This window comes from Micromonospora zhanjiangensis (genome assembly GCF_042650605.1).
Classification (GTDB): domain Bacteria; phylum Actinomycetota; class Actinomycetes; order Mycobacteriales; family Micromonosporaceae; genus Micromonospora_J; species Micromonospora_J zhanjiangensis.
On sequence record NZ_JBHSBN010000003.1, the window covers coordinates 196,390 to 223,379 of the forward strand.

The window sequence follows — 26,990 nt, forward strand, 5'->3', positions numbered from 1 at the left end:
CGGGCGGCCTCAGTCGGCGGGTCGCCCGGCGGCGGCCTCAGTCGGCGGCGAACCGCTGGTAGGCGCGGCGCAGCCGCTCGGCCAGGCCCGGGCCGCCGACGGCGGCGCCCGGCGCGCCGAGCTGGCGCAGCACGAGGTCCGGCTCGGTCGCCAGCACCGGCGGTCGGGGCGGCACCGGCACCGGCGGCAACCAGTACCGGTCCACCGCGTCGGCCAACGGCAGATCCGGCAGGTCGGCCAGCACCTGCCCGGCACTGCCCGCCGGTGGCCCGTCGCACTCGACCTCCGCCGCCGCCGGGGCGGCACCGGCGGTGTCCGCGGTCGAACCGGCGCCGACCGGACCGTCGCCGGCCGCGAGCGCCGCACCGGCACCGGCGGCGACCGGACCGACGGCGCCGTCGGGGGCGGGCTCCGACGCACCGGTACGCAGCCGGCGCAGCCGGGACAGCAGGACCGCGCGGTCCCGGCCCCGCCAGTGCAGCAACTGGAACGGGTCGGCGTCGAACGCCTCGGCCAGCAGGTAGAACGTCGCGGCCAGATGCTTGCACGGCACGGCGAAGTCGGGACAGTCGCAGGACAGGTCCAGCTCGCCCACCGACGCCGGGAACAGCGGCGCGCCCGCGGCGGCGAACACCTCCTCCAACTCCGGCGGCAGGTCACCGGCGAGCAGCCGGGCGCTGAACAACGCCTGCCCGGCCAGCGACTCCTCGATCCGCGCCCAGACCGGCTCGGCGAACACGGCCAGACCGATCCGGACCGCGTACGGCCGGGACCGGGAACCCTGCACCGAGGCGGTCACCGCGCCCGGCGCCACGTCCAGGTCGAGCACCTGACCCGACCGCGCGTACGACCGGCCCCGGGTGAGCCGGGTGCCCAGCGCGAACGACTCCAGCACGTCCAAGAACCGGCGCGACCACCAGGACGTGCCGATCGCACCGCGGGCGGTCGCGGCCCGCAACCCGCCCTCGACCCGGCGCGGCCGGCCGAACTCGCGGAAATCCGGCCGGCTCACTCCACCACCGCCCCGGCCTCCAGGGCGAACAACTGCCGCAACTGGCCGGTGGACAACTCGGTCAGCCACTGCTCGCCGGTGCCGACGATCCGCTCGGCCAGCGTCCGCTTCTCGGCGATCAGCGCGGCGACCTTCTCCTCCACCGTGCCGGCGCAGACGAACTTGCGCACCTGCACCGCCCGGCGCTGACCGATCCGGTACGCCCGGTCGGTGGCCTGGTCCTCGACCGCCGGATTCCACCACCGGTCCACGTGCACCACGTGGTTGGCGGCGGTCAGCGTCAACCCCGTACCGCCGGCCTTCAGGGACAGCACGAACAGCGCCGGACCGCCGGGCGACTGGAACCGGGCCACCAGGTCGTCCCGCCCGGCCTTGCCGACCCCGCCGTGCAGGAACAACACCTCCCGACCGGTACGCGCCGACAGGTGCGCCCGCAACATCCCGCCGAACTCGGCGTACTGGGTGAACAGCAGGGCCTTCTCCCCCGCGGCCAGCACCTCGTCCAGGATCTCCTCCAGCCGGGCCAGCTTCCCCGACCGGCCGGGCAGCGCGGACGCGTCCCGCAACAACTGGGCCGGGTGGTTGCAGACCTGCTTGAGCTTGGTCATCGTGGCCAGCACCAGCCCGCGCCGCTCGATCCCGTCGCTGGACTCGATCCGGGTCATCATGTCGTCGACCACGGCCCGGTACAGGGACGCCTGCTCGGCGGTCAGGTTGCAGAGCACCTCCATCTCCAACTTCTCCGGCAGGTCGGAGATGATCGAGGAGTCGGTCTTCAACCGGCGCAGCACGAACGGGCCGGTGATCCGGCGCAACCGGGCCGCCGCGTCCGCGTCGCCGTGCCGCTCGATCGGCTCGGCGTACCGCTTCTTGAAGGCCGACGCGGCACCCAGCAGGCCCGGATTCGCGAACTCCATGATGGACCAGAGGTCGGCCAGCCGGTTCTCCACCGGCGTACCGGTGATGGCGATCCGGTGCCGGGCCGGCAGCGACCGGACCGCCTCGGCCTGCCGGGTGGCCGCGTTCTTGATCGCCTGCGCCTCGTCCACCACGATCCGGTGCCAGCCGATGCCGGCGAGCGCCGCGGCGTCCCGGGCCGCGACCGAGTAGGTGGTGACGACCAGGTCCGCCTCCCGGACCGCCGCCTCGAACGCGGCGCCCCGGGCCCGCTCGGCCCCGTGGTGTACGTGCACCCGCAGCCCGGGGGCGAACTTCGCCGCCTCCCGCTCCCAGTTGCCCACCAACGACATCGGACAGACCAACAGGGTGGGCGCGCCCTCCGACTCGTCTCCGACAAACAGGGAAAGTACGGTTATGGTCTTGCCAAGTCCCATATCATCCGCTAGAATGCCGCCCAGCCCAAGCGACTGGAGGAAGGTCAGCCAGGCGAGGCCGCGCTTCTGGTACGGGCGCAGGGTGCCCCGGAAGCCGGCCGGTTCGTCGATCGGGGCCAGGTGCTGTTCGGCCCGGCCGGCCAGCAGGTCGCCGAGCGCGCCCTCGGCGGTGACCGCCAGCACCGGCAGGGTCTCCGAATCGTCCTCGGTGGTCAGCCCGAGCCGGAGCAGGTCGCCGACCGTCATCTCGCCGCCGGTACGCAGCAGCTTCAGCCCGGCGGCCAGCCGCTTCGGGTCCAGCTCGACCCACTGACCGCGCAGCCGGACCAGCGGCGACTTCAGCCGGGCCAGCTCGGTCAGCTCGTCCTCGGTCAACGGCTGGTCGCCCAGCGCCAACTCCCAGCGGTAGTCGACGAGCGAGTCCAGCCCCAGCGAACTGGCGGTGGCGACGGTGCCGGGCGCGGTGCGGGTGCCCCGGGCCTGCAACCGCGCGCCGAGCCGGGCGCCGGGTCGCCGCCACCAGCCGGGCAGCAGCACGCCGAAACCGGCGGCGTGCAGCATCGGCGCGCCGTCGCGCAGGAACCGGTGCGCGCCCTCGGTGTCCAGGTCCAGCCCGGTCGGGGTGGCGGTGCGCAGGGCGGTCTCCAACTCGGGCCAGAGCCGGCTGGCCCGGCCCAGCTCGGCCAGCAGCGTCTCCTGCGGGTGCGCCAACCGGCCGATCGGGGTGCCGCGACGCGGCCCGTCGCCGGCCCAGATCCGCTCGGCCTCGACAACCATGCTGGGCTCGTCGGCGGCCTGCAGCGCCAACTCGACCCGCCACCGCGGCTCGTCGTCGAGTCCGCCGGGCCGGTCGCCGGAGCCGGCCTCGCCGGTGTCGTCGCCGGAGCCGGCCTCGCCGGTGTCGTCGCCGGAGCCGGCCTCGCCGGACCGGGTTGGCCGCGCGGCCCGATCCGAAGACATGCCGAAGGCGAGTTGGTCCGGTTGGGGTGGCTCGATCAGGCGGAAGCAGGCGCGGACGGCGCTGCCGGCGGCGTCCCGCTGCCAGGTGCGCAGTTCCCGGGCCAGGACGGCGACGCCGGCCGGGTCGGCGGTGAACTCGCGCTGCCGGCCGGTGAGCGCCCGCAGCCAGGCCCGGACCGCCGCGTCGGTGCCGGTGGCACGGCGGGCGTCGATGAGGCGTACGCCGTCCAGGGCGTGCCGGGCGGTGGCGTCGGTGAGGGTGTCCAGGGCGTCGGCGACCAGCCGGGCCGCCGGGGTGGCCCCGGCGGCGGGCGCGCCGGCCGGTACGGCGGCGCGGAGCGCGGGCGGGACGGCCTGGGTCAGGGCGCGCGCCCAGGCGGCGTCGGCGCCGGTGAGCAGGGGTCGCCAGAGCGCCCGGCCGGGTCTGCCGGGGTGTTCGGCGAGGGTGGGCAGCAGGCGGCCCCGGTGGACCAGGTCGGTGGCGAAGGCGGCGAGTTCGACGAGGTGGCGCAGTCCGGCGCCGTGGACCGGGGCGTCCGGCCGGGCCGGGGTGTCGTCGTTCCGGGCCAGGTCGGCCAGGACGGCGGTGGCCTCGTCGGCGTCGTACTCCAGGGTGGGCACCCGCCAGCGGGCCAGGGTGACGGTGCCGCGGCGCTCCTCGGCGGGGTCGGCGCGGACCAGTTCCGGGGAGTCCAGCGGCCGGCCGGCCCGGGTGGGCAGGGCGAGCGGGACGCTGCCGGTGGCGGCCTTGGCGGCGAGGTCGCCGAGCGCGTCGGCGAGTTCCGGGTGCCCGGCCGCGTACGGGTGGGTGCGTTCGCGGGCGGCGCGGCCGGGTCGGCCCGGCGGGACGGGGAGGGCGGAGTCCTCGGCCCAGAGGGCGAGTCGACCGCCGATCAGCCACACCGCGTGGACGACCAGCACGAGTTCTTCGCTTTCTCGACGGCGGCGGGACCGTCCCAGCCTAGGGCCCGGGTCGGACAACGCCGCGCCGACCTGCCGTGCTCGACCGCGTGACGCGGTCCGCCGGATCGCGCAGCGGTGAGGAGCGCCCCGCCCGCCCCTCACCGCCCGAGTGTGCCTCCTCGGCACGGACGCGACAGGCCCGTACCGCCCCCTCTTGTCGACCCTGACCCGGCTTCTACCGGTTGATCGACCGCACGACGTGATCCTAGACTGACGATGCGTACTGACGTCAACCAGCGTTAACCGACTTCGCGACAACAGCTAAATCCAGCAGTGAGGCGTCCCACGGGGGTGACCATGACGGGTTCCGACTCCGGCGGCTTCACGCTGGCCGACAAGCTCAACCTGCTCTTCCGGACCGTTCACCCGGCCGATCGTGACCCGTACAGCGCCCGGGAGGTCGCCGACGCGATCCGGGCCCGCGGTGGCGCGATCTCCGACGTCTACATCTGGCAGTTGCGCACCGGCCGGCGGACCAATCCCACCAAGGAGCATCTGCAGTCGCTCGCCGACTTCTTCGACGTCGACCCGGCGTACTTCTTCGACCGGCGGCGGGCCGAGGAGATCCAACGCGACCTGCTGGCCCTGCAGGCCATGCGGAACCTGAAGGTACGCGCGGTCGCGGCGCGGCTGAGCGCCCTGCCGGAGGACCAACTCGACGCCGTGGGTGAGATCCTGGACCGGGTGGTGCAGGCCCTGCAACTGCCGAAGGGTGGCGTCGACGAACCGACCGCCGACGGTCCCGCCCCCACACCATGATCGTCGCGGAGTGGCGGCGGGCCGGACCAGCCCAGGAGAGCGATGAGATGAAACCCTCCACGCTACGGCGGGCGTGTCTCCACCGGCTCGAGGAGCTGCGCGCCCAGGGACTCGACCTGCCCCGCCCGTTCGACGCGCGGGAACTCTGCCGGCGGGTCGGCGCGGCGGTGGGCCAGCCGATCAGCCTGGTCGCGGTGCCGATGCCCAGCGGCGCGCCGTACGGGCTGACGTTCTTCACCGACGCGGGCCACATCGTCGCGTACGAGCGGCGCACCAGCCGGGTGCACCAGGACCACATCGTGGCGCACGAGCTGGGGCACGTGCTGCTCGGGCACCGGTCGTTCGCGCTGGACGACGAGGCCGCGACCCGGCTGCTGTTCCCGGGCCTGCGCCCGACGATGGTGCACCGGGTGCTGAACCGGGACGGCGCCTACACCCGCGCCGAGGAACAGGAGGCCGAGATGATGGCCACGGTGCTGCTGGAGGAGAGCGGCCGTCATCCGGGCCCGTCGGCCGACCGCGACCTGTCCCCCGGCGACGCGGCGCTGCAGGCCCGGCTGCGGCACGGCCTGGAACACCCCACCGGCTGACGGGGACGGGAGGTGCGGATGGAGACCGCGCTGTACGCGATCTGCGCCGCGGCCGGTTGGCTCGCCTTCGGCTACAAGCTGCGCGACCTGCGGTCCGACCGGGACAACCGGGTGCTGCGGGCGATGGTGTACGCCTTCGGGTCGTTCGCCGCCGGGGTGACGCTGGCGATCCCGCCGCTGGCCGCCGCCGTGGACACCTCGACCGGGCTGCCGAACCTGGCCAAGGTGCTCGCCCACGCCGGGGTGATGTCGGTCGCGGCGCAGGCCGAGGTGCTGCTGCTGTTCCTCGCCCTGCCCGGCGAGCGGGCCGCGCCGAGGGCCCGTCTGCGGTTGCTGATGTCGGCCGGCGCGTACGCGGCGTTGGTCGGGTTGTGGCTGGTCACCCTGGCGGCCGGGGCGCCGGTGGCGCTCACCGTGGAGTACGCCCGGGTGCCGGCCGTGCTCGCGTACCTGGTCGTCTACCTGTGCGTGTTCGTGGCGTACTCGGCCGACATCGCCCGGCTGTGCTGGCGGTTCGCCCGGGTGGCCGCCCGGCCGTGGCTGCGGCGCGGCCTGCGGGTGACCGCCATGGGCGCGGTGTTCGGGTTGGCCTACTGCGCCAGCAAGGCCGGCTACCTGGTCGGCTACCGGCTCGGCGCGCACCCGGCCGGCGAGCAGCGGGTGGCGGCGGTGCTGGTCACGATCAGCGCGCTGCTGATGATCGTGGGGCTGACCCTGCCGGCCTGGGGACCGGCGGTCGACCTGGCGCTGACCTGGTCCCGCCGGCAGGTGGCCTGGCGGCGGTTGGGGCCGTTGTGGACGGCGGTCACCGCGGCGCAGCCGCAGCTGGTGCTCGACGACGGGGTACGCCGGACCGGGGTGGCGTTCCGGGACATCGACTACGCGCTGCACCGGCGGATCACCGAGATCCGGGACGGTCGGTTGGCGCTGCGGCCGTACATCGACGAGCGGGTGACCGAGGCGGCGGCCGAACTGCTGGCCGGGTCGGGACTGCCGGCGGCGGAGCGGGCCGCGGTGCTGGAGGCGACGATGATCGCCGCCGGGGTGCGCGGGCTGCGGACCGGCACGGTGGCCGAACGGCCGGACCGGTCCGACCCGTACGACCCGACCGGCGGGTACACCGGGGAGATCGCCTGGTTGACCCGGGTGGCCCGGGCGTACGCGGGCTCCCCGGTGGTGGTCCGCGCACTGGCGGCGACCGCCGGGCCGGGGTGGGGGTCCGATCCGGCCACCCCGCCGCCCGGCGGACCGGCCGTGCCGACGGGCGGAGGGTGAGGTCCGGCGGACAACGACGGCGGCCCGGTGGCGGGGTGACCGCCCGACCGTTGGACCTATGTAGATTTCCGATATAGTTGCCCGGTGAGAATCACCGTCCCCACCGCACGCGTTCTCGCCGCGTTGCTCACCGATCCCGACGCCGATCGGTACGGCCTCGACCTGATGCAGGACACCGGCCTGGCCAGCGGCACCCTCTACCCGATCCTGCACCGGCTGGTGACGGCCGGCTGGCTCGCCACCCGGTGGGAGGAGATCGACCCGGTGGCGCAGGGTCGACCGGCCCGCCGCTACTACCGGCTGACCCCGGAGGGCGTGACGCGGGCCGGGCAGGCCCTGGCCGAGCTGCGGGCGTCGACCGCCGTGGCACCGGAGCCGAGGCGCACCGCGCGGCCGGCATGGTGAGCCGGCGGATCGCGCGGGCGCTGTTGGACGTCGCCGCCCGGCGCTGGCCTGCCGACCTGCGCGCGGAGCTGCACCAGGAGTGGTCCGCCGAGCTGCACGTGCTGGCCGCGGAACGGCGGCACGCTCGGATGCTGCGCTACGCCGCGAGCCTCGCGGTCGCCCGGCCGGCGCCCCGGCGGTCGGTCCCGATCGGCACGGTGCTCGCCGGTGCCTGGCGGGTGGCCCGGCTGGTGCTGGTGGCGCCGCTGCTCTGTGTGGCGCTGCTCGCCGCGAGCCTGCTGGCGATGAACGTGGCCGTGAACCTGGTGAAGACGGTCACCGGCACGATGGAGCTGCCGCTGGCGACGCTGTTCGTGCTGGCCGCCGCGGTGATGATGGCCCGGATCGGGCGCCGGTGGACCCTCGACGGCGCGCCGCCGGGGCTGTTGCTGCTCGCGGTGACCGCCCCGGGTTTCGCCTTCGCACTGCTGATGAACTCCGTCCTGGGCGGCGTCTACAAGCTCGCGGTGCACGCTCCGGCGTACGCGGTGTTCTTCCTCGGGCTGGGCGCGGTGCTGGCGGCGGTGGGGCGGCTCGCGCGGGCCGGCCGCCGCGGCGCCGCCTGGGCGACCGGCGCCCTCGGCGCGGTCCTCGCCGCCGACCTCGCCGTCGTGCTGACGGTGCTGAACGGCCACGCTTCGACGGAGGAGCTGCCGCCGGCGGCGTCGGCCCCGGTCTGGCTGTTCACCGCGGTCACCGACAGCGGCTTCGGGGTGCCGGGTCTGGGCGGCACGGAGATCTTCCTCGTCGGCGACGTGGTCGAGCTGGACCCGTGGCTGTACCTGATCTTCACGGCGCTGGCCCTGGGCGCGGTCATCGGTCGCGCCGGCCGGGCCGTCGGGGCCGCTCCCACCGCCGGACCCGTGGCCGGCCGGTCGGCGGCGTGAGCCGGCCGCACCGCGGACCCGGCAGGCCGCGGGGTGAACCGGCCGCACCGCGGGCCCGGCAGGCCGGCGGGGTGCGCCGCCACACCGTTCAGCCCGTCGGCGGCGGCTCGGCCGCCAGGCCGCGGTTGCGGTCCCAGCGACCGTCGCCCGGACCGCAGTCGAACCGGGTCGCGGCCACCGCGTTGCCGGCCAGGTCGTTGTCCAGCACCGCGGCCGGGCCCCGACCGGCCGCGGTCAGCCACAGCGCGTACGACTGGGTGGGCGACCGCTGGCCGTCCCAGATCCGGTTGCCGCGGATCTGCAGCCCCCGGGTGGGCGCCGCCACGGTGATGCCGGCCCGGTGCGCGGGCGCGTCCGGCAGCTCGTAGCCGGCGCCGGACTCCGGCGGCTCGCCGTGCCAGGCGGTGGTGACCCCGGGGCGGACCGGGGTGAGCCGCAACTCGGTCGCGGTGTTCGAGGCGACGGTGGCGGTCCGGCTGCCGACCGTCACGGTCTTGCCGAGGTGCCCGTCCGGACGCCAGTCGGCCGCCGTGTCGGTCAGCGAGAGCCGGCCGTAGCCGACCGTCGGGCCGCCGCCCGAGGTGGCCGGCTCGCACCGGCGGCCGTTGTCCCGGATCCGGTTGTCCAGCACGGTCGCGTCGCTCAGCCCGGCGTCGATGTGTACGCCGTCCAGCCCGTTGCCCCAGATGTCGTTGCCGTCCACCACGATCCCGCCGGACTCGTTCTCGTCGCCCCGGTGGATGTTGTGCTGGCGGAAGCCGTACCGGCCGTTGCGGCTGATCCGGTTGCCGGCGACCGTGTACGGGCCGGTGCTGTTGCCGATGCTCACCCCGTCGGCGAAGTTGCCGTCGACCAGGCACCCGGTCACGATGCCGCCCCGCCCGGCGACCCCGGCGGTGCCGTGCGCCGACACGTCGTAGCCGGCCTCGTGGTTGCCGACCATCACGCAGCCGGAGACGATGATCCCGTCGGCGCCCCAGTCGGAGATACCGAACCGGTTGTCCTCGGTGTGGCAGGCGGTGATCCGGATCCCCCGGGGCGGCGGCCAGTAGTCCTTCTGCAGCTCGACGAAGATGCCGTTCGTACCGTTGCCGCGCGCCACGCAGCCGGTCACCGAGAACCGCTCGTCGGGACCCCACCCGCCGATGCCGACGCCGATCCCGGCACCGCCCATCTGCTGCCCGTTGTCCAGCCGGCCGCAGCCCACCACGACCAGCCCCTCCACCACGGTGTCCTGCAGGAAGTCGCAGCCGAAGCCGGTCGCCGCCGTGTGGTGGATGTACAGGTCGCGGAACCGGCCGCGCAGCACGTACTGCAGGCCGAGTCCCTTGGCCAGGACGTCGTATTCGGTCATCTCCACGCCGGTGCCGTCGATCTCGAACCCGGCGAAGGTGCAGTCGGCGGTGTGGTTGTCCGGCCCGGCGCCGTGCTGCTGGGTGGTGTGGAAGGCCAACGGCACCGACGCACCGGGATTGCCGGGGTTGCCGAGCAGGAACCGGGTCACCCCGGGACCGGCGCCGATCAAAGACACCCGGCTGCGCCAGACCGTGCCGACGTCGTGGATGGCGTAGTTGCCCGGCGGGCAGTAGATCACCCGGCCCAGCCCGTCCCGGACGGCCGCGTCGCCGAGCCGGTCGACCAGCGCGGCCAGCGCCGGCTGGTCGTTGGTGACCCCGTCACCCACCAGGCCGTGCTCCCGGGCGTCGTACACCGAGCCGCCGGGTGGGGCCGTCACCAGCACCTCCTTCGGGTACGCGCCGCCGCTCCCGCGCCGCCGCCCCGATCCACTCTCCCCCGCCGACACGCATCCTTTCCCCCGATCCGCCCCGAGAAACGACGCAAATCCCCTCCCCCTTCCCCGCTGCCACCGCGTCCCCCGCCCCCGCCGCCGCCGCGCGGTGGTCAGGTTGGTGGGTGAATGGCTGCGTGCGGGCGGGGGTGGAGGGCAGGATGGGGGGATGGGATCCTCGGCGCAGGTTCCGCTGGTCGACGGCCCGGCCGACGGGCAGACGATCACGGTCGAGCTGGACGTCACCGGCCGTCCTGCACTCACGTACCACCATCTCGACGGCGGCGGCCTGGCCGACGCCCAGATCTACGAGCTGGAAACGGTCTCCGACGACGGCCCATGGCTCTACCGTTGGCGCGGTCCCGCCGCCTGACGGGATGCTCTCCGGCGAATCTTGGCGCGAATCGGCCCCGGAGGGGCCACCGCGCGCCAACGTCCATCACGGCAGTCGGGCGGGGTCAGTCTCGTGGCGTTCAAGACCCTCCAGCAGGGGGGCGAGGAGTTCGCCGCTGGCCTTTGCGCGGGCGCACATGCCCTCCACCCGCAGGGCGGTGCCCGCGGCCCGGCTGGCCCGTTCGTCCCAGAGCCGGTCCACCTCGGCCAGCAGCGGGCCCTCCACCTCGCGTTCGACGCCGCGCAGCGCCGGCACCCCAGCCCGCTGGGCGAAGTCGAACACCTTCCCCGCGTACGGCAGCGGCAGGAACGGCGTCCCGGCCATCGCCGCGAAGATCAGGAAGTGCAGTCGCATGCCGACGGCCAGGTCGAAGTGCCGCATCAGGCCGAGAATCTGACGCGGCCGGTAGTCGCCGTGCAGGATCCGGCCGTGGACGGCGGCGGTCATCTGGGACAGCACCCCGTGCGCGTGCCGGATGTCGTCCCGCTCCATCGGCACGAACAGCACGCTGGCGTCCAGCCGGTGGACCAGGAAGTCGCCGACCTGGGCGAGCAGCCGGTGGTAGCCGGCCTCGTCGAGCCGCGCCGCGGCCCGACCCGGTTCCCGCACGCTCATCCCGACCAGCCGGCGGGAACGCGGAATCCCCTCCTCGCGGAGCAGGTCGTCGCCGAATTCCTCCGGTTCGAGCATCATGGCCGGGTCGCCGGTGACGGTGATCAACCGGGTGACGCCGGACTCCTCCAGCAGCAGCCGGGACTCCTCGTCCCGGACGGTGACCTCGACCGCCGCGCCCAACGCCTCGCGGACCATCCCGCAGTCCACCGGCTCGGTCAGCGGACCGGCGCCCACCGCGTACGTGCAGACCGGCAGGCCGCGCTCCTGGGCCGCCACGACGAGCCGCAGATAACGGCGGGCCTCGGTGTCGTACAGGATCCCGCCGCCGCCGAGGACGAGCAGGTCCAACCGGGCCAGCGTCTGGGCCGAGTCGGCGCGGCTGATCCCCTCCCACGGCTCGGCGAGCACGTTCGGGTGCGAGCGCAACGTGTGCCCCGGGTCCCGGGAGAAGACCAGCAGTTGGGCATCCGGCCGGCGGGCACGCAGGTCGGCCAGCAGCCCGGTGAGAATCGCCTCGTCGCCGAGGTTGCGTCCCCCGTACGACCCGAGGATCCCGATCACCGGCCCGCCGTCACCCGACGCGCCACCGTTCGGAGCCACCCGGCCGACTACCCGCTTCCGCACACCCCATGCCCGATCAGCGGCGTCGCGCTGGCCGCGACGGCCACCACGATGCGTGCACGCCAGCCGGCCCGACGCCACTCCCGCTGTCCCGACTCGTCGGCGCCTGGAGGGCCGACGGTGCGAGGCCCGGACTGTCAGATCCGAGCGGTACGTTCCCTACCCTGACTACCGACTCAGCCCACCCGACCCCGTCGGGCACAGCGTCGGACCACGTTGTCGAGCACCTTCCGGGAGATCCGAGAGAATGAACCTTTTTCAACCTGAACCGCGCGGTGCGCAAGCCGCGTCTTCGACCTCGGCCAACGCCGGAGCGCAAGGGGAGGTTGAAAAAGGTTCAATGACTGACCTGTCTGGCTTCCCCCTGCCCTTCGTGGAATCCCACAAGATGCCGGTCGCGGCGCCCCGGACGCTGCGGGAACTCGAGATGATGCGGCTGAGCGCCGAGATCCGGGCGAAGCCGCAGTGGTTCGTCAAGATGAACGACGCCGACATCGTCGCCAGGTGGACCCGGGAAGCCGCCGCCCAGGGCCTGACCGAGGCGCAGATCCGCTACGTGCTCGCGGAACTGTCCTACTACGCGCGGCTGCGGGACGAGCGGACCGGGATCGAGGTGTCCGCCGTCGACGGGGTGTGGCAGTCGGACACGTTGATCGACAGCGAGCTGCGGTCCCGCCTGCGCGAGGCGGTCCGGGTGTTGGAAGAGGTCCCCGAGGCGGAGCGGGACTGGCATCCGGGATCGGACGAGCAGGTACTGGACCTGGTCCACCCCTCACTGTTCTGCCTCGTGCGTCAGGTGAGCCGCACGGACGACTCGGCATGGCCGACCCCGAGGGCCGGTGGCGCGCGGTACGCGTACTCGGAGAAGTTCCAGTGGCTGCCCACCGATGTCGAGGTCGACGACGACGGGACCGCCGTCTTCGCCTCGTACGTCAACAACGTCCACCCCGTGACCCACCGCGAACTCGCGGACGTCCTGCCGATCCTCTTCGCGCGCCTGCGCCCGCTCTTCGAACGGGTGCTCACGGATCTGCGCCATCCGCGGCCCCTGCGGATCGAGGCCGACCCCTACGGGTGGTACGACGACGACCCGGGCAGGCCGACCGGCCCGGCCGACGGCGACGACAAGGAGGCCCAGGATGCGTGGGACGAGGCCATGGACGAATGGTGGGACAACCGCCGCCCGGTGATCCCGGACGCCCCCGTCTTCAGCCCGCCCGCACCCCCGGACGACTCCGCCCGGGTCGACCTACGCGGTCGCCGACTGCAGGTCATCGTCAAGCTCGCCAACATCCACCTCACCCCGGACAAGCCCGAGTACCCCGGCGGTAGCTGGCACGTCGAGGGGATGATGAACGAGCGCATCGTCTCGACCGGTATCTACTACTGGGACAGCGAGAACATCACCGACAGCCGGCTGGGATTCCGGGCGGCGGTCGACGACCCGGACTACGAGCAGAACGACGAGATCGGTCTGCGCGACGTCTACGGCCTGGATGACGAGGACCCGTTGAACCAGGTGCTCGGGTCGGTGCCGACCGGCGCGGGCCGCTGCCTGGCGTTCCCGAACATCCTCCAGCATCGCGTCAGCCCGTTCCGCCTCGCCGACCCCACCCGGCCGGGGCATCGCAAGATCCTGGCCTTCTTCCTGGTCGACCCCTCGGTGACGATCGTCTCGACCGCCGACGTGCCACCGCAGCAGCCCTGGTCGCCGACCTCGACCATGACGCTGGACCAGGCCAAGGAGTACCGCGAGCAACTGATGCGGGAACGGAAGTTCTTCGTCGACGAACACAACGAGGAGTTGTACGAGCGGGAGTTCTCCCTCTGCGAGCACTAGGCGCTGATTCGGCCCATGTGTCCACCACTGTTCGTCGATGCAGGAGGCGGCAGTCCAGCCACGATGACCGGGTATGGTGACTCGATGTCTGAGCGGCTTCGCGATACCTGGGGACTCGCGGTCGCGTGCGCGTCGGCGACGATGTGGACGATGGGCCTCACTATCTTCCAACCGCTGACCGAACCGGCCAAGCCGTGGCAAGACGTAGTGGCCTCCAACAACACCTACTGGGCTCGGGACCTACGCGTCATGGCCATCGTGGCGGCGCTCGGGGGGATAATGCTGGTGCTGGGCAGCGACCGGCTCCGGGCTATTCTGGCCACCTCGGGCGCGCTTGTGTGGCTCGCTGTTGACGTGTGGCTTGACCGCGTCGACGTGGCGGGGCGTACCGCCACCGTCGTGGTCGCGGTGATTGCGTGCCTTGTGATCGTTGCCGGCACTCTCCTAGGCCGGGTCGATGGTCGGACCCGTCGTGGGCCTCTCTTGCTCATGGCCTGTGTCGGCGCGGCGCTCGCTCCGTTGGCTGCGGCGCTTGAGTCGCCGACGGATACCGAGGCAGGGCTAACTCCAGCGGCGGCGGCCACTGCCGGGCTGCTGATCTTGGCAGCGCTGGGTTGTGCGCTCCGAGCCGGGCCGGCTGTATCGCGACGGCGTGCGTTGGCGGCCGGGGTGGTCGTCGTGGCGTCGGGCGCGGTGGTGGCGTTCATGCGTATGCTGCAGCCCGGCGGTAGGTTCGGCGTTGTGGTCCTGTTCGGCGCGACGCTCTTGACCGCCGTGGTCGTACTGAGCCGCCCCTGGCCGGCCAGGTCGGGCGTGTCCAGCTACGCTGGGTTGGCGGGACTCACGCTGCTCGCCTATCCATTGCTGATGCTCGTCACGTTATTTGTGACGGTGTCTTGGCTGCCGATCGCCAAGGTCATCACTGGCCTAGCAGGAAACCCGCCGGTCAATGCTGCCGACTGGGATGCGGTTCTCGCGATCCTGGGCATCGCTGCGGGCCTCGCCTTCGGCCTTCCAATAAGCTGGATCACCCGTAACCGTCTGCTGACCGAGCCATAAGTGCCATACCGTGCCTGTCAGTGCGGCCGAAACGGATCTTCAAGATAGCGTTTCCGCTGGTGGTACGTGGTGGGCGCGGCAGGTTTCGAACCTGCGACCCCTCGCTTGTAAGGCGAGTGCTCTCCCGCTGAGCTACGCGCCCGGTACGCCCCTCGGGGCGGTTCCGGCGGCGGCCAGCTTACCTTGCCACCCGTGGTTCTCCGAAACTCACCGTGATCGCGAAGAGTTCGGCCGGCCGGAGCGGGCCGAACTCTTCGCGATCATGAGAAGGGAGCGCCGGTTCAGGCCGTGGCCTCGGCCAGGGCCTTGCGCCAGGCCTGCTGGTCGCGGGGCTCGCCGGGCATGTTCATCTCGGCGAAGCGGACCACGCCGGTCTTGTCGATGACGAAGGTGCCCCGGTTGGCGATGCCGGCGACGTCGTTGAAGACGCCGTACGCCTGGGCCACCGCGCCGTGCGGCCAGAAGTCGGCCAGCAGCGGGAACTGGTAGCCCTCCTTGTCGGCCCAGATCTTGTGGGCGTAGACCGAGTCGACGCTGACCGTCAGCACCTGGACGTCGTCGTTGACGTACTCGTTCAGGTTGTCCCGTACCTCGCACAGTTCGCCCTGGCAGACCCCGGTGAACGCCAGCGGGTAGAACACCAGCAGCACGGTGCGCGTGCCCCGGAAGTCCGAGAGCCGGACCTCCTGGTTGTTCTGGTCCTTGAGTACGAAGTCCGGTGCCTCGGCACCAACCTCGATCGGCATGCTAACTCCTCGGTAGTCGCTTCGATGGCGGGGACACCGCCACCGAAGCCAGCGTGCCACGGACGCCGGTCGGGCCGACCGGCGCCGTCCCCCTATTTCTTGCCGCGGGCGCCGCGGCGCAACACCAGGCGCGCGCCGCTCCAGTCCTTGCCGGCGTTGACGGTCGACGTCTGCTGCAGGCCGGCGGTGGGCGCCGACTCGCTGATCTCGCTCGGTTCGACGTGCCCGTCCCGACCCGCCTTCGGGGTCAGCAGCCACACCACGCCGTTGTCGGCCAGCGGGCCGAGGGCGTCCACGAGAAGCTCGAAGAGGTCACCGTCGCCGTCCCGGTACCAGACCAGCACCGCGTCGACCACCTCGTCGGTGTCCTCGTCGACCAGTTCCCCGCAGCGGTCGGTCAGGCCGTCGCGGAGATCCTGGTCGACGTCGTCGTCGTACCCCATCTCCATGACGACCATCCCCGGCTCGATGCCGAACCGGTCCGCCAGGCTCCGTACGCCGTCGGCGGCCTGACCAGCGGTCGCGCTCACTGTCGCATGCCTCCTCAATTCAACTGCCTCCGATGTCGGGCCGACACCGTACAGGCAGAGTCCACACAGTTGTGCCGGCCTGCGCAAGTGGCACACCGGGTGGAAGGCAATTTACCGTGCCAGCAGCGTTTGAGCACCCTGGGTAATGGCCTCTTCGGAGACGAGTACCTGCCGGGCGGCCGGACCAAGAGGAACGAATGTGTCTATAGAAGCAACTCTGCGGGCAACTCCGACATAGCCGGCGTCGACCAGTGCGGCCAGCACACCCTCGCCCACCCCGCCGGACCGCCTCGTCTCGTCCACGACCAGCACCCGACCGGTGGCCGAGGCCTCCCGGACGAGATCCGCCAGGGGCAGCGGCGCGAGCCAACGCAGGTCCACCACCCGGCTGCCGATGCCCTCCTCGGCCAGCCGGGCCGCCGCCCGCAGCGACATGCGAACACCGTTACCGAAAGTGATTATTGTGATGTCCTCGGCGGAGCCGACCGGGTAGGTCCGGGCCCGGCCGATCGGCACGTGGACGTCGCCCCAGCCCGCCGGTTCGACGTACCGGGCCAGCCAGCCGTCGTCGCCGTCGGCGTACAGGTCGTGCGTGTGGTAGAGCGCGATCGGTTCGACGACGACGCAGACCGAGCCGTCCACCGCCGCGCTGGCCAGGCAGGTCCGCAACATCGGCGCCGCGTCGTCGGCCCGGGCCGGCACCGCGAGCACCAACCCGGGTACGTCCCGCAGCACGGCCAGCGAGTTGTCGTTGTGGAAGTGCCCGCCGAAGCCCTCCTGGTAGGCCAGGCCGGGCACCCGCAGCACCATCGGGTTGCGATAGGCGCCCCGGGAGAAGTACCGCATCGTCGCGGCCTCCCCGCGCAGTTGGTCCTCGGCGTTGTGCAGGTAGGCCAGGTACTGGATCTCCGGCACCGGGAGCATCCCGGTCAGGCCGGCGCCGAGGCCGAGGCCGAGGATTGACGTCTCGTCGAGCAGGGTGTCGAAGACCCGGGACGGTCCGAACTTCTCCCGCAGCCCCTTGGTCACCCCGTACACCCCGCCCTTGGCCGCGACGTCCTCACCGAAGACGGCCATGGTCGGGTGTTCCAGCAGCCCGTCGGCCAGCGCCGCGTTGACCGTCTGGGCCAGGGTGAGCGGGCCGGCGTGCTCGGGCAGCCGGTCGCCGAACGCCGCCGCCCGCGCCGCGGCACCCGCGCCCACCGCGCGCTCCCCGGCCGCCGCGACGGCCCGGGACACCCGGACCGGCCGGCGCGGTGCGAGCGGCCCGACGATCTCCGCCGCCGACTCCAGCTTGGCCTCGCCGAGCACCTCCTCGGCGACCTTGCGGACCTGCCAGCCGATCTCGTCGTACCGGGCGAGCAACTCCTCGGCGGTGGCCAGCCCGGCCTCGACCAGCAGCCGGGCGGTCGCCAGCACCGGGTCACGGGCCAGATCGCGGGCGATGTCGGCGGCCGGCCGGTAGGCCTGCTCGGCGTCCGCACCGGCATGACCCATCAGCCGTACGGTCGTCAGGTGCAGCACCGCGGGACGGCGGTGCCGGCGTACCCAGGCGGCCGCCTCGGTGGCCACGTCGTACGTCTCGGCGAGGTCGCACCCGTCGGCGGCGAAGTAGCGCAGTCCGGGCCTGGCCCGCAGCGCCGCCGCCACCCAGCCGGCCGGCGACCGGACGCTGATGCCCAGGCCGTTGTCCTCGCAGACGAACAGCACCGGGACGCGCAGCCCGGTGTGGTCGCACCAGCCGGCGGTGTTCAGCGCGGCGGTGGCGCTGGCGTGGTTGACCGAGGCGTCGCCGAAGGAGCAGACCACGATGGCATCGGCCGGCCAGGGCGACGGCCCGGTGGCCGGCGGCGCGGACCCGCCGCCGGCGGTCGGTGCCGGCGCGCCGGTCAGCCGGCGCTGCCGTTCGATGGCGAAGCCGATGCCGACCGCCCGGGGCAGGTGCGAGGCGACCGTGGAGGTGGTCGGGATCACCGCCAGGTCCGCGTTGCCGAAGACCTTGTGCCGGCCGCCGGCGATGGGTTCCTCGGCCGAGGCGACGATCCCGCGCAGCACGTCCCGGGCCGCCGCGCCGAGCGCGGCCAGCCCGGCCCGCTCGGGGGCCGGATCGACCTCCGCCGGCTCCGCCGCCACCCCCGCGCCGTCGAGGTCCGGCCCTTCCCCTGGTACGTCCGGCGCACCGGCCCGCCCACCGGGATCATCCGTCGGGACACCGACTCCGGCCGACTCGGACGAGTTCGCGGGTGGCCCCGCCCCGGCAGCGCCCGGTTCCCCCGGCCCGTCGATCCTCTCCGGCACCCCGGCCGACCCACCGGGTGCGCCCGGCACCGCCGGCTCGGACGAGCCGGCCTGGTCGGCAGGCCTGTCCGGGTCGGCGGTGCCGCCCGGAACGGCGGGTCGGTTCGGGACCGCGTGCCCGGCCGGGTCGTCGAGGTGAGTGGGATCCCCATGTCCGACCGGACCGCCGGGTCCAGTCGGGGAGATGGGTTCGGCTGCCCCGGAGCCGGCCCTGATTTCCGAATCGACCGACAACCCGGAGCCGGCCGACGACCCCGAGCCGGCCGCCGGGTCGGAGTCGGGGCCGGGTGGCGGCTGGGCGGCCTGGGCGGCGCGGGCGCAGTAGAAGCCGCCGGAACGGTAGTGCAGCAGGGCCGGGTCGGTGGCGGCCAGTGCGGCGGCGACGGCCGCGTTGCCCTCGTGCCCGGACGAGCCGATCGTGTAGTACCCCTCACCGAAGCTGCGCAGCCAGCGGGCGGCCAGGTCCAGGTGCCGGCTGGTCAGTTGGGCGTCGAACAGCGCCCGGGCGCGCGCCCCGGTGAGCGTTGTGCCGTCCCGGACCGGGCCGTCGGCCGGGCGACGGGTGGTCGACGCGACCAGGCCGGCGACCGCCTCCCGGAACCGCTCGTCGAGATCTTGAGGGGTCGTCACGTCGGACAGCATTACCGATTCGTGCCCGCGGCGACCACTCAGAGCGGTTTCGCCACGCCCGGTGTGTCGCGGTCGGCGGTCCGTTCGGTGCCGCACTCCTCGGGGCAGCCGCCGTCGGAGACCTGCCAGATCAGGGTGTGCAGGGCGGCCAGCTGGTCATCGGTGAGGCCGGCGAGCAGTCGGGAATCGGACCGGATCCGGCGCACCTGCGCGCGGATCCGCCGGCCCACGTCGGTGACCACCAGGGCCTTGAGCCGGCGGTCGGTCGGGTCGGGCCGGCGCTCGACCAGGCCGGCATCCTCCAGCTTGTCCACCAGCGCGGTGATGTTGGACCGGTCGCAGTTGAGCCGCGCGGCCAGTGACCGGGCGGGCAGCGGCTGATCGGGGTCCAGCTCGTCCAGCGCCCGGGCCACGGCCGGGGTGAGACCGAGTTCGGCCAGTTCGAGGTCCATGTGGTGCCGGATCGCTGCCGCGAGGTGCAGGAGTCGACGCACCACGCCACCGGCGAGAACCGTGCGATCCGGTCCGGGCGGTCCGCCCGGGATGGGAGTGGGTTGCGTCACGTACTCCATGATACGCACCGCAGATTGTTTATCTGCTCTACTATCGAGCTCGTCATTGATGGAGCAGGTTCGCGGAATGAGCGAAGCCCGAGGTGATCGTGACCAACGCGCACGAGAAGCTCGACATCGACGGCACGCTGCGCGACGGGACGACCGAGGAGCTGCTGCGCGGCCTGCTCGACGCGCTCGCCGACAAGATCCGGCACACCGCGCTCAGCACCGCGACCGCCTGACCCGAACCCGCACCACGGAAGCCCCCGGCCTCGCCGGGGGCTTCCGTGCGTCCGGCGCGACATCCGGCCTTCCCCTCGGCGGGGGCGCGGTGTACCTTAGGGTTCAGAACTTACTGAACGTTTCGATCTGAGGAGAACAGTCGTTGGACGAGCTGTCACCCGAGCGCCGGTACGCCGAGGAGGCCGGTGTGCTGATGGCCGGTCTCGGCCTGCCACCGGCCGCCGGAAAGCTGTTCGGCTGGTTGATGATCTGCGAACCGGCGGCGCAGACCAGCGGGCAGCTCGTCGAGCAGCTCGGCCTCTCCAAGGGGTCGGTGAGCACCAACATGCGGCTGCTGGAAAACGTCGGGATGGTCCGGCGGGTGCCGGCTCCCGGCCGGCGTGGCCACGCGTACCAGGTGGCGCCGGACACCATGATGCGGGTGGCGGCCGATCCGACCCAGTTCCGGCGGTTCCGCGAGCTGATGGACCGCGGCGTGACGCTGGCCGGCGGCGAGGACGCCTCGCGGGCCGATCGGCTGCGGGTCACCCGGGACTTCTACGCCTTCCTCGAGCGCGAGCTGCCGAAGCTCGTCGCCCGGTTCCGATCCGAGTACCCGTCGAAGGGAGAGAACGATGACTGAACCGGCCATCAGCACCGAGGCCCTGGTCAAGACGTACGGGCGCAACCGCGGCCTGGCCGGCCTGGACCTGCGGGTCGACACCGGCGAGGTGTACGGCTTCCTCGGCCCGAACGGCGCCGGCAAGTCCACCACCATCCGGATCCTGCTGGACCTGATCCGACCGACCGGTGGCCGGGTGACCGTGCTCGGCGTCGAGCCACGAGCCGGCGGGGTGGCACTGCGCCGCCGGATCGGCTACCTGGCCGGGGACTTCGTGGTCGACGGTCGGCAGACCGCCCGCGAGTTGCTCGGCTACCTGGCGAACCTGCGCGGCGGAGTGCCCCGCCGGCGGATCGAGGAGCTGGCCGACCGGCTCGGCCTGGACCTGGGCCGGCGGATCAAGGGCCTGTCCAAGGGCAACCGGCAGAAGGTGGGCGTGGTGCAGGCCTTCATGCACGAACCGGAGCTGCTCGTCCTCGACGAACCGACCAGCGGGCTGGATCCGTTCCTGCAACAGGAGTTCGTCGCCCTGGTCCGCGAGGCCCGCGCCGCCGGGCAGACCGTCTTCATGTCGTCGCACGTGATGGGCGAGGTGCAGCAGACCGCCGACCGGGTCGGCATCGTCCGCGAGGGCCGGTTAATCGCGGTGGAGCGGGTCGAGCAGTTGCGCGAACGCGCGGTACGGCAGGTGGAGATCCACTTCGAGGACCCGGTCGACCCGGGCACGTTCGCGGCGCTGCCCGGCGTCGACGAGGTCACCGTGGACGCCGGTCGTACGCTGCGGTGCCGGTTGGCCGGCCGGGCCGACGCCCTGGTCAAGGCGGCGGCCGGGCACACCGTGGTCAGTCTGCTGGCCGAGGAACCCGACCTGGAGGAACTCTTCTTCACCTACTATGCCGGGCGGGAGGCCGACCGTGTCGCCGCGTGACCCGTTCGGCAAGGCCCTGTTCGACGCGCGCCGGTCGCTGCTCGGCTGGACCGTCGCCGTGCTGGCGGTCGGCGCCATGTACGCCTCGTTCTGGCCCACCATCCAGACCCCGGAGATGACCCGGGCGCTGGCCGCGTACCCGAAGGGGGTCATGGAGGCGTTCAACTACACCGACCTGACCAGCGCGGCCGGTTATCTCGGCAGCGCCGTGTACGGCCTGCTGGTGCCGCTGCTGCTGGTGGTGTTCGCGGTCTCCGCCGGCACCCGGGCGGTGGCCGGCGACGAGGAGGCCGGCACGCTGGACCTGACGCTGGCGCACCCGGTCGGGCGGGCCCGGCTCGCGCTGCACCGGTTCGCCGCGCTGGCGGTGGCCATCGTGGTGATCACCGCGCTGCTGGGACTGGTCATGGTCGGGTTGAGCGGCCCGGTGGACTTCGCCGGGGTCTCCCCCGCCGAGTTCGCCGCGGTGAGCCTGCACCTGGCCCTGTTCGGGACGACCTTCGCCGCGCTGGCCTTCGCGCTGGGCGCGGCCACCGGCCGCCGGGCGTTCACCCTGGCGGTCAGCGCCGGCGTGGCCGTGCTGGCCTACCTGGCCAACTCGGTGCTGCCCCAGGTCGAGGCGCTGGCCTGGACCCGCCGGCTCTCCCCGTTCCACTGGTACCTGGGCGGCGACCCGCTCGCGCACGGCCCACAGCCCACCGGCCTCCTGCTCCTGCTGGCCACCACCGCCGTCCTGGTCGCCGCCGGCACCTGGACCTTCACCCGCCGCGACCTCACCTCCTAGCCCCCGCCCCCACCCCGGGGGGTGGGTTATTCGCGCCAGCCGGTGAGGGGGGTGTTTTTGGGGAGATCCACCCGGAAGGCGAGGGTGATCTCGGCGGTGGCGGCGGGTGGCAGGGGCAGGCGCCAGGTGAGTTCGCCGAGGTCGGTGCGTTCGGTGGGGGGCGGCTCCAGGCGGGTCTCCCGGACGGTGATGCTCTCGTCGCGGGAGACCGGCAACTGGTCGAGCACGGTGACCGTGGCCGGGCGCGGGGTGTGGTTGGCCACCGTGGTCCGGTACTCGACCTCCCGGCGCCGGGTGGATCCCAGCGCCGCCCGGGTGTCGCCGCGGCGGACGAGTTCGCGCTCCACCCGTACCCGGTCGTCCAGGCCGAGGGCGAGCTCGGTCTCCTCGCCCGGCGCCCACGACGTGAGCCGGGTGTTGGCGACGAAGTCGCCGCCGTGGAAGACCGCCGCCGGGCCGGGCAGCAGGCTGTGCGTCGAGGTGTTCCGGACGGTGGCCCGCAGGTGGACCTCGGGCGACCGGACCGGGACCGTGACGTGGTCCAGCGCGGCGGGCAGGTCGAGCACCGCGACGGTGGTCCGGTGCGCGGTGCCGTCCGCCGGCACCGCGACCGCCCGGGCCGGCCGGTAGGTGGCCGCGGCGACGCCCTGCTCGACGGCCGCGACGCCCTGCTTCATCGCCGGCGCGGCCGGGCGGGCGGCCCGGCCCAGGGTGCCCCGCGTCGCACCGGGCGGCGGGGGCCCACCGGGTTCGTCGACGGGTCCGCCGCCGAAGGCCGCCATCGCGGGCGCCGCCGCCGGCACCGGCGGCGGCCGCTCCCGGTCCAGGTACCAGGGGGACAGCTCGGGCACCTGCGCGGCCACCGCCGGACGGGCGGTGGAGAGCTGGAGATCGCATTCCGGCCAGTCCTCGCCGGTCCGCTGGCTGACCATCCCGAACCAGGTCAGGGTGAGCGTCTCGTCGACCAGGCGCAGGTCGTACGAGGGTTGCCAGCTCGCCCCGGTGACCAGGTAGGTGAGTTCCAGCTCGACCTCGGCGGCGGCGTCCGGCGCGGCCTCGACGGCCACCGTGACCTCGGCGGTGAGCTGGTCCGGGTTGCGCCGGCCGGCCGCCGCCTGGATCTCCCGGTCCAGGGCGGCCAGTTCCTGAGTCGCCTCGGTCCGGCGCCGGGCCAGCTCGCGCTGCCGGGCCCGACCGTCGGTCAGTTGCCCCGCCACCGCGTCGGCGAACGCGGCCACGTCGGCCGGTGCCGCCTCCCCGGCGGCCAGCGCGCGGGCGTACGTGCCGCCGGCCCGCTCGGCCAGCCGGGCCAGGAACTCGCCGCGCTGCCGCTCGACCGCGTCCGCGTCGTCCAGCCCGGCCACCTCCTCGGCGACGGCCCGCCGGCGACGCTCCAGGTCCGCGACCCGCTCCCCGGTGGTACGCGGCTGGTGCCGGGTCGACACGTCGACGCCGAGCACGGTGGCCGGCCCGCTGCCGCCGACCCGCAGCGAGTCCCGGTCCAGGCTCAGCGGGAGCGGCCCGATGCCCACCCGGTGCTGGCCCGCCGGCAGGGTGACGGTGCCCCGACGGGTGACCCGGGCCCGATCGACATAGACGGTCACCGCGACGACGGGTGCCTCGATCTGCACTGTGTCCACGGCGGCGAGGCTAACCACCCGGCGCGACCCGCGGGTACCGGCCTGGTCGGTCGGCCCGGGCGGCGGGTCGGTCAGCCCGGGAGGAAGGAGAAGCGGACCTGGCGGGTCGGGTTGTCGCCGTTCGGGTCGACCAGGCAGATCGACTGCCAGGTGCCCAGGGCCAGCCGGCCACCGAGCACCGGCAGGGTGGCGTACGGGGCGACGAAGGCCGGCATGACGTGGTCCCGGCCGTGCCCCGGCGAGCCGTGCCGGTGCCGCCACCGCTCGTCGGTGGGCAACAGGTCGTCCAGCGCCGTCACCAGGTCGTCGTCCGAGCCGGAACCGGTCTCGATGATCGCCAGGCCGGCCGTGGCGTGCGGGACGAAGACGTGCAGCAGGCCGTCGCCCTGACCGTCGACGAAGCCCTGGGCCTCGGCGGTGATGTCCCGGACGGTCGGCCGAGACCCGGTCCGGACGGTGATCACTTCACTGCGCATAAGTCCCAGTCTGCCCCAACCGGCTCAACACCGTGATCAGCAGAGCGCGCCGGGAGGCAGGTTGTTACCGGCTGGTATCTGTGTCGCGCGTCGCGTCAAGGGCGACAGAGATGACGCGGAGCGACCGGAGAGGGCAGTATTGCGGGCAGAGACCTATCCCACACGAAGAACCGAGGGAACGCCTGTGGCAACGGAGCGCAAGCGCCCGGTGATCAGCGATGGCCTGCCGAGCCAGCTTCCGGACATCGACCCCGACGAGACCGCCGAATGGGTCGAGTCGCTGGACGGCGTCATCGACGAGCGCGGTGCCAAACGCGCCCGCTACGTCATGCTGCGCCTGCTGGAACGGGCTCGGGAGCGTCAGGTCGGGGTGCCGCCGCTGACGACCACCGACTACATCAACACCATCCCCCCGGAGCGGGAACCCTGGTTCCCGGGTGACGAGCACGTCGAGCGGCGGATCCGGGCCTACATCCGGTGGAATGCCGCCATGCTGGTGCACCGGGCGCAGCGGCCGGAGATCGGCGTCGGCGGGCACATCTCCACCTACGCCAGCTCGGCGTCGCTCTACGAGGTGGGCTTCAACCACTTCTTCCGGGGCAAGAACCACCCCGGCGGCGGCGACCAGATCTTCTACCAGGGTCACGCGTCGCCGGGCATGTACGCCCGCGCCTACCTGGAGGGGCGGCTGAGCGAGCACCAGCTCGACGGGTTCCGGCAGGAACTGTCGCACCCGGGCGGCGCGCTTCCGTCGTACCCGCACCCGCGGCTGATGCCGGACTTCTGGGAGTTCCCCACCGTCTCGATGGGACTCGGCGGGATCAACGCGATCTACCAGGCCCGGTTCAACCGGTACCTGCAGCACCGGGGCATCAAGGACACCTCCGACCAGCACGTCTGGGCCTTCCTGGGCGACGGCGAGATGGACGAGCCGGAGACCCTGGGCGCGATCGGCGCGGCGGCCCGCGAGGAGCTGGACAACCTCACCTTCGTGGTGAACTGCAACCTGCAGCGGCTGGACGGCCCGGTCCGGGGCAACGGCAAGGTGATCCAGGAGCTGGAGGCGTTCTTCCGGGGCGCCGGCTGGAACGTGATCAAGGTGGTCTGGGGCCGGGAGTGGGACCCGCTGCTCGCGGCCGACACCGACGGCGCGCTGGTCAACCTGATGAACGTCACGCCGGACGGTGACTACCAGACCTACAAGGCGGAGTCCGGCGCGTACGTCCGGGAGCACTTCTTCGGGCGCGACCAGCGCACCCGCAAGATGGTCGAGCACCTGAACGACGACGAGATCTGGAACCTCAAGCGGGGCGGTCACGACTACCGGAAGCTCTACGCGGCCTACAAGGCGGCGACCGAGCACACCGGGCAGCCGACCGTCATCCTGGCCAAGACGATCAAGGGCTGGACCCTCGGCTCGCACTTCGAGGGCCGCAACGCCACCCACCAGATGAAGAAGCTGACGCTGGAGGACCTCAAGACCTTCCGCGACCGGCTCTTCCTGGACATCCCGGACGAGGCGCTGGAGAGCAACCCCTACCTGCCGCCGTACTACCACCCGGGCGAGAACTCGGACGAGATGGCCTACCTGAAGGAGCGGCGCACCGCGCTGGGCGGCTACCTGCCGACCCGGCAGGCGAAGACGATCCCGCTGGCCATCCCGGACAGCGAGCGCTTCGGCGACGTCAAGAAGGGTTCCGGCAAGCAGAAGGTGGCCACCACGATGGCCTTCGTCCGGCTGCTCAAGGACCTGATGAAGGACAAGGAGTTCGGCAAGCGCTGGGTGCCGATCATCCCGGACGAGGCGCGCACCTTCGGGATGGACTCGCTCTTCCCGACCAAGAAGATCTACTCGCCGCACGGCCAGAACTACACCGCGGTCGACCGGGATCTCTTCCTGTCGTACAAGGAGGACACCAGCGGGCAGATCCTGCACGAGGGGATCAACGAGGTCGGCTCGGTGGCCTCGTTCACCGCGGCCGGCTCGGCGTACGCCACGCACGGCGAGCCGATGATCCCGGTCTACATCTTCTACTCGATGTTCGGGTTCCAGCGCACCGGCGACGGGCTGTGGGCCGCGGCCGACCAGATGGCCCGGGGCTTCCTGCTCGGCGCCACGGCCGGCCGGACCACGCTCAACGGCGAGGGCCTGCAGCACGAGGACGGCCACTCGCACCTGATCGCGGCCACCAACCCGGCGGTGGTGGCGTACGACCCGGCGTTCGGGTTCGAGATCGCGCACATCGTGGAGAACGGCCTGCACCGGATGTACGGCGAGGCGCAGGAGAACGTCTTCTACTACCTCACCGTCTACAACGAGCCGATCCAGCAGCCGGCCGAGCCGGCCGACCTGGACGTGGACGGCCTGCTCAAGGGCATCTACCGGTACTCCCCGGCGCCGTCGGTGGACCGGTCGGACGCGCCGAAGGCCAACATCCTGGCCTCCGGCACCGGGGTGCAGTGGGCGCTCAAGGCGCAGCAGTTGCTGGCCCAGGACTGGGGGGTGGCCGCCGACGTGTGGTCGGTGACCTCCTGGACCGAGCTGCGGCGGGACGCGGTCGAGGCCGAGGAGCACAACCTGCTCAACCCGGGCAGCGAGCCGCGGGTGCCGTACGTACGGAGCAAGCTGGCCGACGCGGACGGACCGTTCGTGGCGGTCAGCGACTGGATGCGGGCGGTGCCGGACCTGATCTCCCGGTGGATCCCGGGTGACTACACGTCGCTCGGCACCGACGGGTTCGGCCTGTCGGACACCCGGCACGCGCTGCGCCGGCACTTCCACGTCGACGCCGAGTCGATCGCGGTGGCCACCCTGCGCCAGTTGGCGCTGCGCGGCGAGGTGCCGGCCACGGTGCCCGCCGAGGCGGCCGAGAAGTACGCGATCCACGACGTCACCGCCGCGCCGGTCGGCGAGACGGGTGGCGACAGCTAGGCGGCGGGTTCGCAACGGCAGCGCCCGACGGGCGGGTCGCCGTGGTCCACTCCGGACCACGTGCGGCCCGCCCGTCAGCGCGTGGT

Annotated in this window: 23 protein-coding genes and 1 tRNA gene; 13 read left to right on the top strand and 11 right to left on the bottom strand. The window is 72.9% G+C overall.

All coding sequences use genetic code 11. The annotated features are described in order from the left end of the window. Positions 1-37: 37 nt before the first annotated feature. Together ACFOX0_RS06815 and ACFOX0_RS06820 are read right to left on the bottom strand one after the other, a co-directional pair. Entirely contained in the window at positions 38-1,012 is a 975-nt protein-coding gene (locus tag ACFOX0_RS06815; protein WP_377542828.1) for an SWIM zinc finger family protein, read from the bottom strand. Further along, positions 1,009-4,227 (bottom strand): SNF2-related protein, encoded by a 3,219-nt coding sequence (locus tag ACFOX0_RS06820; RefSeq protein WP_377542830.1) that lies wholly within the window; start codon positions 4,225-4,227, stop codon positions 1,009-1,011. Before ACFOX0_RS06820 ends, ACFOX0_RS06815 begins: the two co-directional genes overlap by 4 nt. 339 nt (positions 4,228-4,566) lie before the next feature. Between ACFOX0_RS06820 and ACFOX0_RS06825 the strand changes: the two genes are divergently transcribed. The 5 genes from ACFOX0_RS06825 (at position 4,567) to ACFOX0_RS06845 (ending at position 8,224) form a co-directional block, all read left to right on the top strand. Beyond that, complete coding sequence (locus ACFOX0_RS06825; protein ID WP_377542833.1) at positions 4,567-5,028, top strand: XRE family transcriptional regulator; 462 nt, start codon at positions 4,567-4,569, stop codon at positions 5,026-5,028. Between the two features lie 47 nt (positions 5,029-5,075). Continuing rightward, complete coding sequence (locus tag ACFOX0_RS06830; RefSeq protein ID WP_377542835.1) at positions 5,076-5,618, top strand: hypothetical protein; 543 nt, start codon at positions 5,076-5,078, stop codon at positions 5,616-5,618. 18 nt (positions 5,619-5,636) lie between these two features. Continuing rightward, positions 5,637-6,893 (top strand): MAB_1171c family putative transporter, encoded by a 1,257-nt coding sequence (locus tag ACFOX0_RS06835; RefSeq protein WP_377542837.1) that lies wholly within the window; start codon positions 5,637-5,639, stop codon positions 6,891-6,893. Between the two features lie 84 nt (positions 6,894-6,977). Next, positions 6,978-7,298 (top strand): PadR family transcriptional regulator, encoded by a 321-nt coding sequence (locus tag ACFOX0_RS06840; protein ID WP_377542839.1) that lies wholly within the window; start codon positions 6,978-6,980, stop codon positions 7,296-7,298. Continuing rightward, positions 7,292-8,224 (top strand): hypothetical protein, encoded by a 933-nt coding sequence (locus tag ACFOX0_RS06845; RefSeq protein WP_377542842.1) that lies wholly within the window; start codon positions 7,292-7,294, stop codon positions 8,222-8,224. The genes ACFOX0_RS06840 and ACFOX0_RS06845 overlap by 7 nt, the downstream gene beginning before the upstream one ends. Positions 8,225-8,312: 88 nt before the next feature. On the opposite strand, the gene ACFOX0_RS06850 is transcribed toward ACFOX0_RS06845, so the two are convergent. Next, positions 8,313-9,959 (bottom strand): right-handed parallel beta-helix repeat-containing protein, encoded by a 1,647-nt coding sequence (locus ACFOX0_RS06850; protein WP_377542844.1) that lies wholly within the window; start codon positions 9,957-9,959, stop codon positions 8,313-8,315. A 223-nt stretch (positions 9,960-10,182) separates the two neighbouring features. Here ACFOX0_RS06850 and ACFOX0_RS06855 point away from each other — a divergent pair, with 223 nt between their 5' ends. Further along, positions 10,183-10,386, top strand: a complete 204-nt coding sequence (locus tag ACFOX0_RS06855) for a hypothetical protein (RefSeq protein ID WP_377542846.1) — start codon at positions 10,183-10,185, stop codon at positions 10,384-10,386. 66 nt (positions 10,387-10,452) lie between these two features. On the opposite strand, the gene ACFOX0_RS06860 is transcribed toward ACFOX0_RS06855, so the two are convergent. Beyond that, a complete protein-coding gene (locus tag ACFOX0_RS06860; protein WP_377542847.1) occupies positions 10,453-11,622 on the bottom strand; it encodes a polysaccharide pyruvyl transferase family protein in 1,170 nt (389 codons plus the stop codon). A 361-nt stretch (positions 11,623-11,983) separates the two neighbouring features. Here ACFOX0_RS06860 and ACFOX0_RS06865 point away from each other — a divergent pair, with 361 nt between their 5' ends. Both ACFOX0_RS06865 and ACFOX0_RS06870 read left to right on the top strand, forming a co-directional pair. After that, positions 11,984-13,483 (top strand): DUF4246 domain-containing protein, encoded by a 1,500-nt coding sequence (locus ACFOX0_RS06865; protein WP_377542849.1) that lies wholly within the window; start codon positions 11,984-11,986, stop codon positions 13,481-13,483. An 84-nt stretch (positions 13,484-13,567) separates the two neighbouring features. After that, the gene (locus ACFOX0_RS06870; RefSeq protein WP_377542850.1) at positions 13,568-14,542 is read left to right on the top strand and encodes a hypothetical protein; all 975 of its coding nucleotides are present in this window, start codon (positions 13,568-13,570) and stop codon (positions 14,540-14,542) included. 67 nt (positions 14,543-14,609) lie between these two features. On the opposite strand, the gene ACFOX0_RS06875 is transcribed toward ACFOX0_RS06870, so the two are convergent. The 5 genes from ACFOX0_RS06875 to ACFOX0_RS06895 all read right to left on the bottom strand — a co-directional run bounded on the left by ACFOX0_RS06875 (position 14,610) and on the right by ACFOX0_RS06895 (position 19,309). Next, positions 14,610-14,684 (bottom strand) — tRNA-Val (locus ACFOX0_RS06875). A gap of 139 nt (positions 14,685-14,823) precedes the next feature. After that, positions 14,824-15,288: a peroxiredoxin gene (locus ACFOX0_RS06880; protein WP_377542851.1), complete on the bottom strand. Its 465-nt coding sequence runs from the start codon at positions 15,286-15,288 to the stop codon at positions 14,824-14,826. Between the two features lie 92 nt (positions 15,289-15,380). Beyond that, on the bottom strand, positions 15,381-15,818 hold the full coding sequence (locus ACFOX0_RS06885) for a DUF3052 domain-containing protein (protein WP_377542852.1): 438 nt from the start codon (positions 15,816-15,818) through the stop codon (positions 15,381-15,383). Positions 15,819-15,929: 111 nt separating this feature from the next. Then, positions 15,930-18,758: a transketolase C-terminal domain-containing protein gene (locus ACFOX0_RS06890; protein WP_377542853.1), complete on the bottom strand. Its 2,829-nt coding sequence runs from the start codon at positions 18,756-18,758 to the stop codon at positions 15,930-15,932. Positions 18,759-18,784: 26 nt separating this feature from the next. Continuing rightward, positions 18,785-19,309 carry a MarR family winged helix-turn-helix transcriptional regulator gene (locus tag ACFOX0_RS06895; protein ID WP_377542854.1) on the bottom strand — a complete coding sequence of 175 codons (525 nt, stop codon included), beginning with the start codon at positions 19,307-19,309 and terminating at the stop codon, positions 18,785-18,787. 98 nt (positions 19,310-19,407) lie between these two features. Between ACFOX0_RS06895 and ACFOX0_RS06900 the strand changes: the two genes are divergently transcribed. From ACFOX0_RS06900 to ACFOX0_RS06915, 4 genes are all read left to right on the top strand, one after another. Further along, positions 19,408-19,542: a hypothetical protein gene (locus ACFOX0_RS06900; protein ID WP_377542856.1), complete on the top strand. Its 135-nt coding sequence runs from the start codon at positions 19,408-19,410 to the stop codon at positions 19,540-19,542. A gap of 152 nt (positions 19,543-19,694) precedes the next feature. Continuing rightward, positions 19,695-20,165 (top strand): GbsR/MarR family transcriptional regulator, encoded by a 471-nt coding sequence (locus ACFOX0_RS06905; protein ID WP_377543109.1) that lies wholly within the window; start codon positions 19,695-19,697, stop codon positions 20,163-20,165. Further along, entirely contained in the window at positions 20,158-21,072 is a 915-nt protein-coding gene (locus ACFOX0_RS06910; RefSeq protein WP_377542857.1) for an ABC transporter ATP-binding protein, read from the top strand. Before ACFOX0_RS06905 ends, ACFOX0_RS06910 begins: the two co-directional genes overlap by 8 nt. Then, on the top strand, positions 21,059-21,856 hold the full coding sequence (locus ACFOX0_RS06915) for an ABC transporter permease subunit (protein ID WP_377542859.1): 798 nt from the start codon (positions 21,059-21,061) through the stop codon (positions 21,854-21,856). The genes ACFOX0_RS06910 and ACFOX0_RS06915 overlap by 14 nt, the downstream gene beginning before the upstream one ends. A 26-nt stretch (positions 21,857-21,882) precedes the next feature. Here the strand turns inward: ACFOX0_RS06915 and ACFOX0_RS06920 are convergent, their stop codons facing one another. Continuing rightward, entirely contained in the window at positions 21,883-23,496 is a 1,614-nt protein-coding gene (locus tag ACFOX0_RS06920) for a DUF4139 domain-containing protein (protein WP_377542861.1), read from the bottom strand. A gap of 71 nt (positions 23,497-23,567) precedes the next feature. After that, positions 23,568-23,972 (bottom strand): YjbQ family protein, encoded by a 405-nt coding sequence (locus ACFOX0_RS06925; protein WP_377542862.1) that lies wholly within the window; start codon positions 23,970-23,972, stop codon positions 23,568-23,570. 184 nt (positions 23,973-24,156) lie between these two features. Here ACFOX0_RS06925 and aceE point away from each other — a divergent pair, with 184 nt between their 5' ends. After that, positions 24,157-26,904 carry a pyruvate dehydrogenase (acetyl-transferring), homodimeric type gene (gene aceE / locus ACFOX0_RS06930; RefSeq protein ID WP_377542864.1) on the top strand — a complete coding sequence of 916 codons (2,748 nt, stop codon included), beginning with the start codon at positions 24,157-24,159 and terminating at the stop codon, positions 26,902-26,904. Positions 26,905-26,990 lie beyond the last annotated feature (86 nt).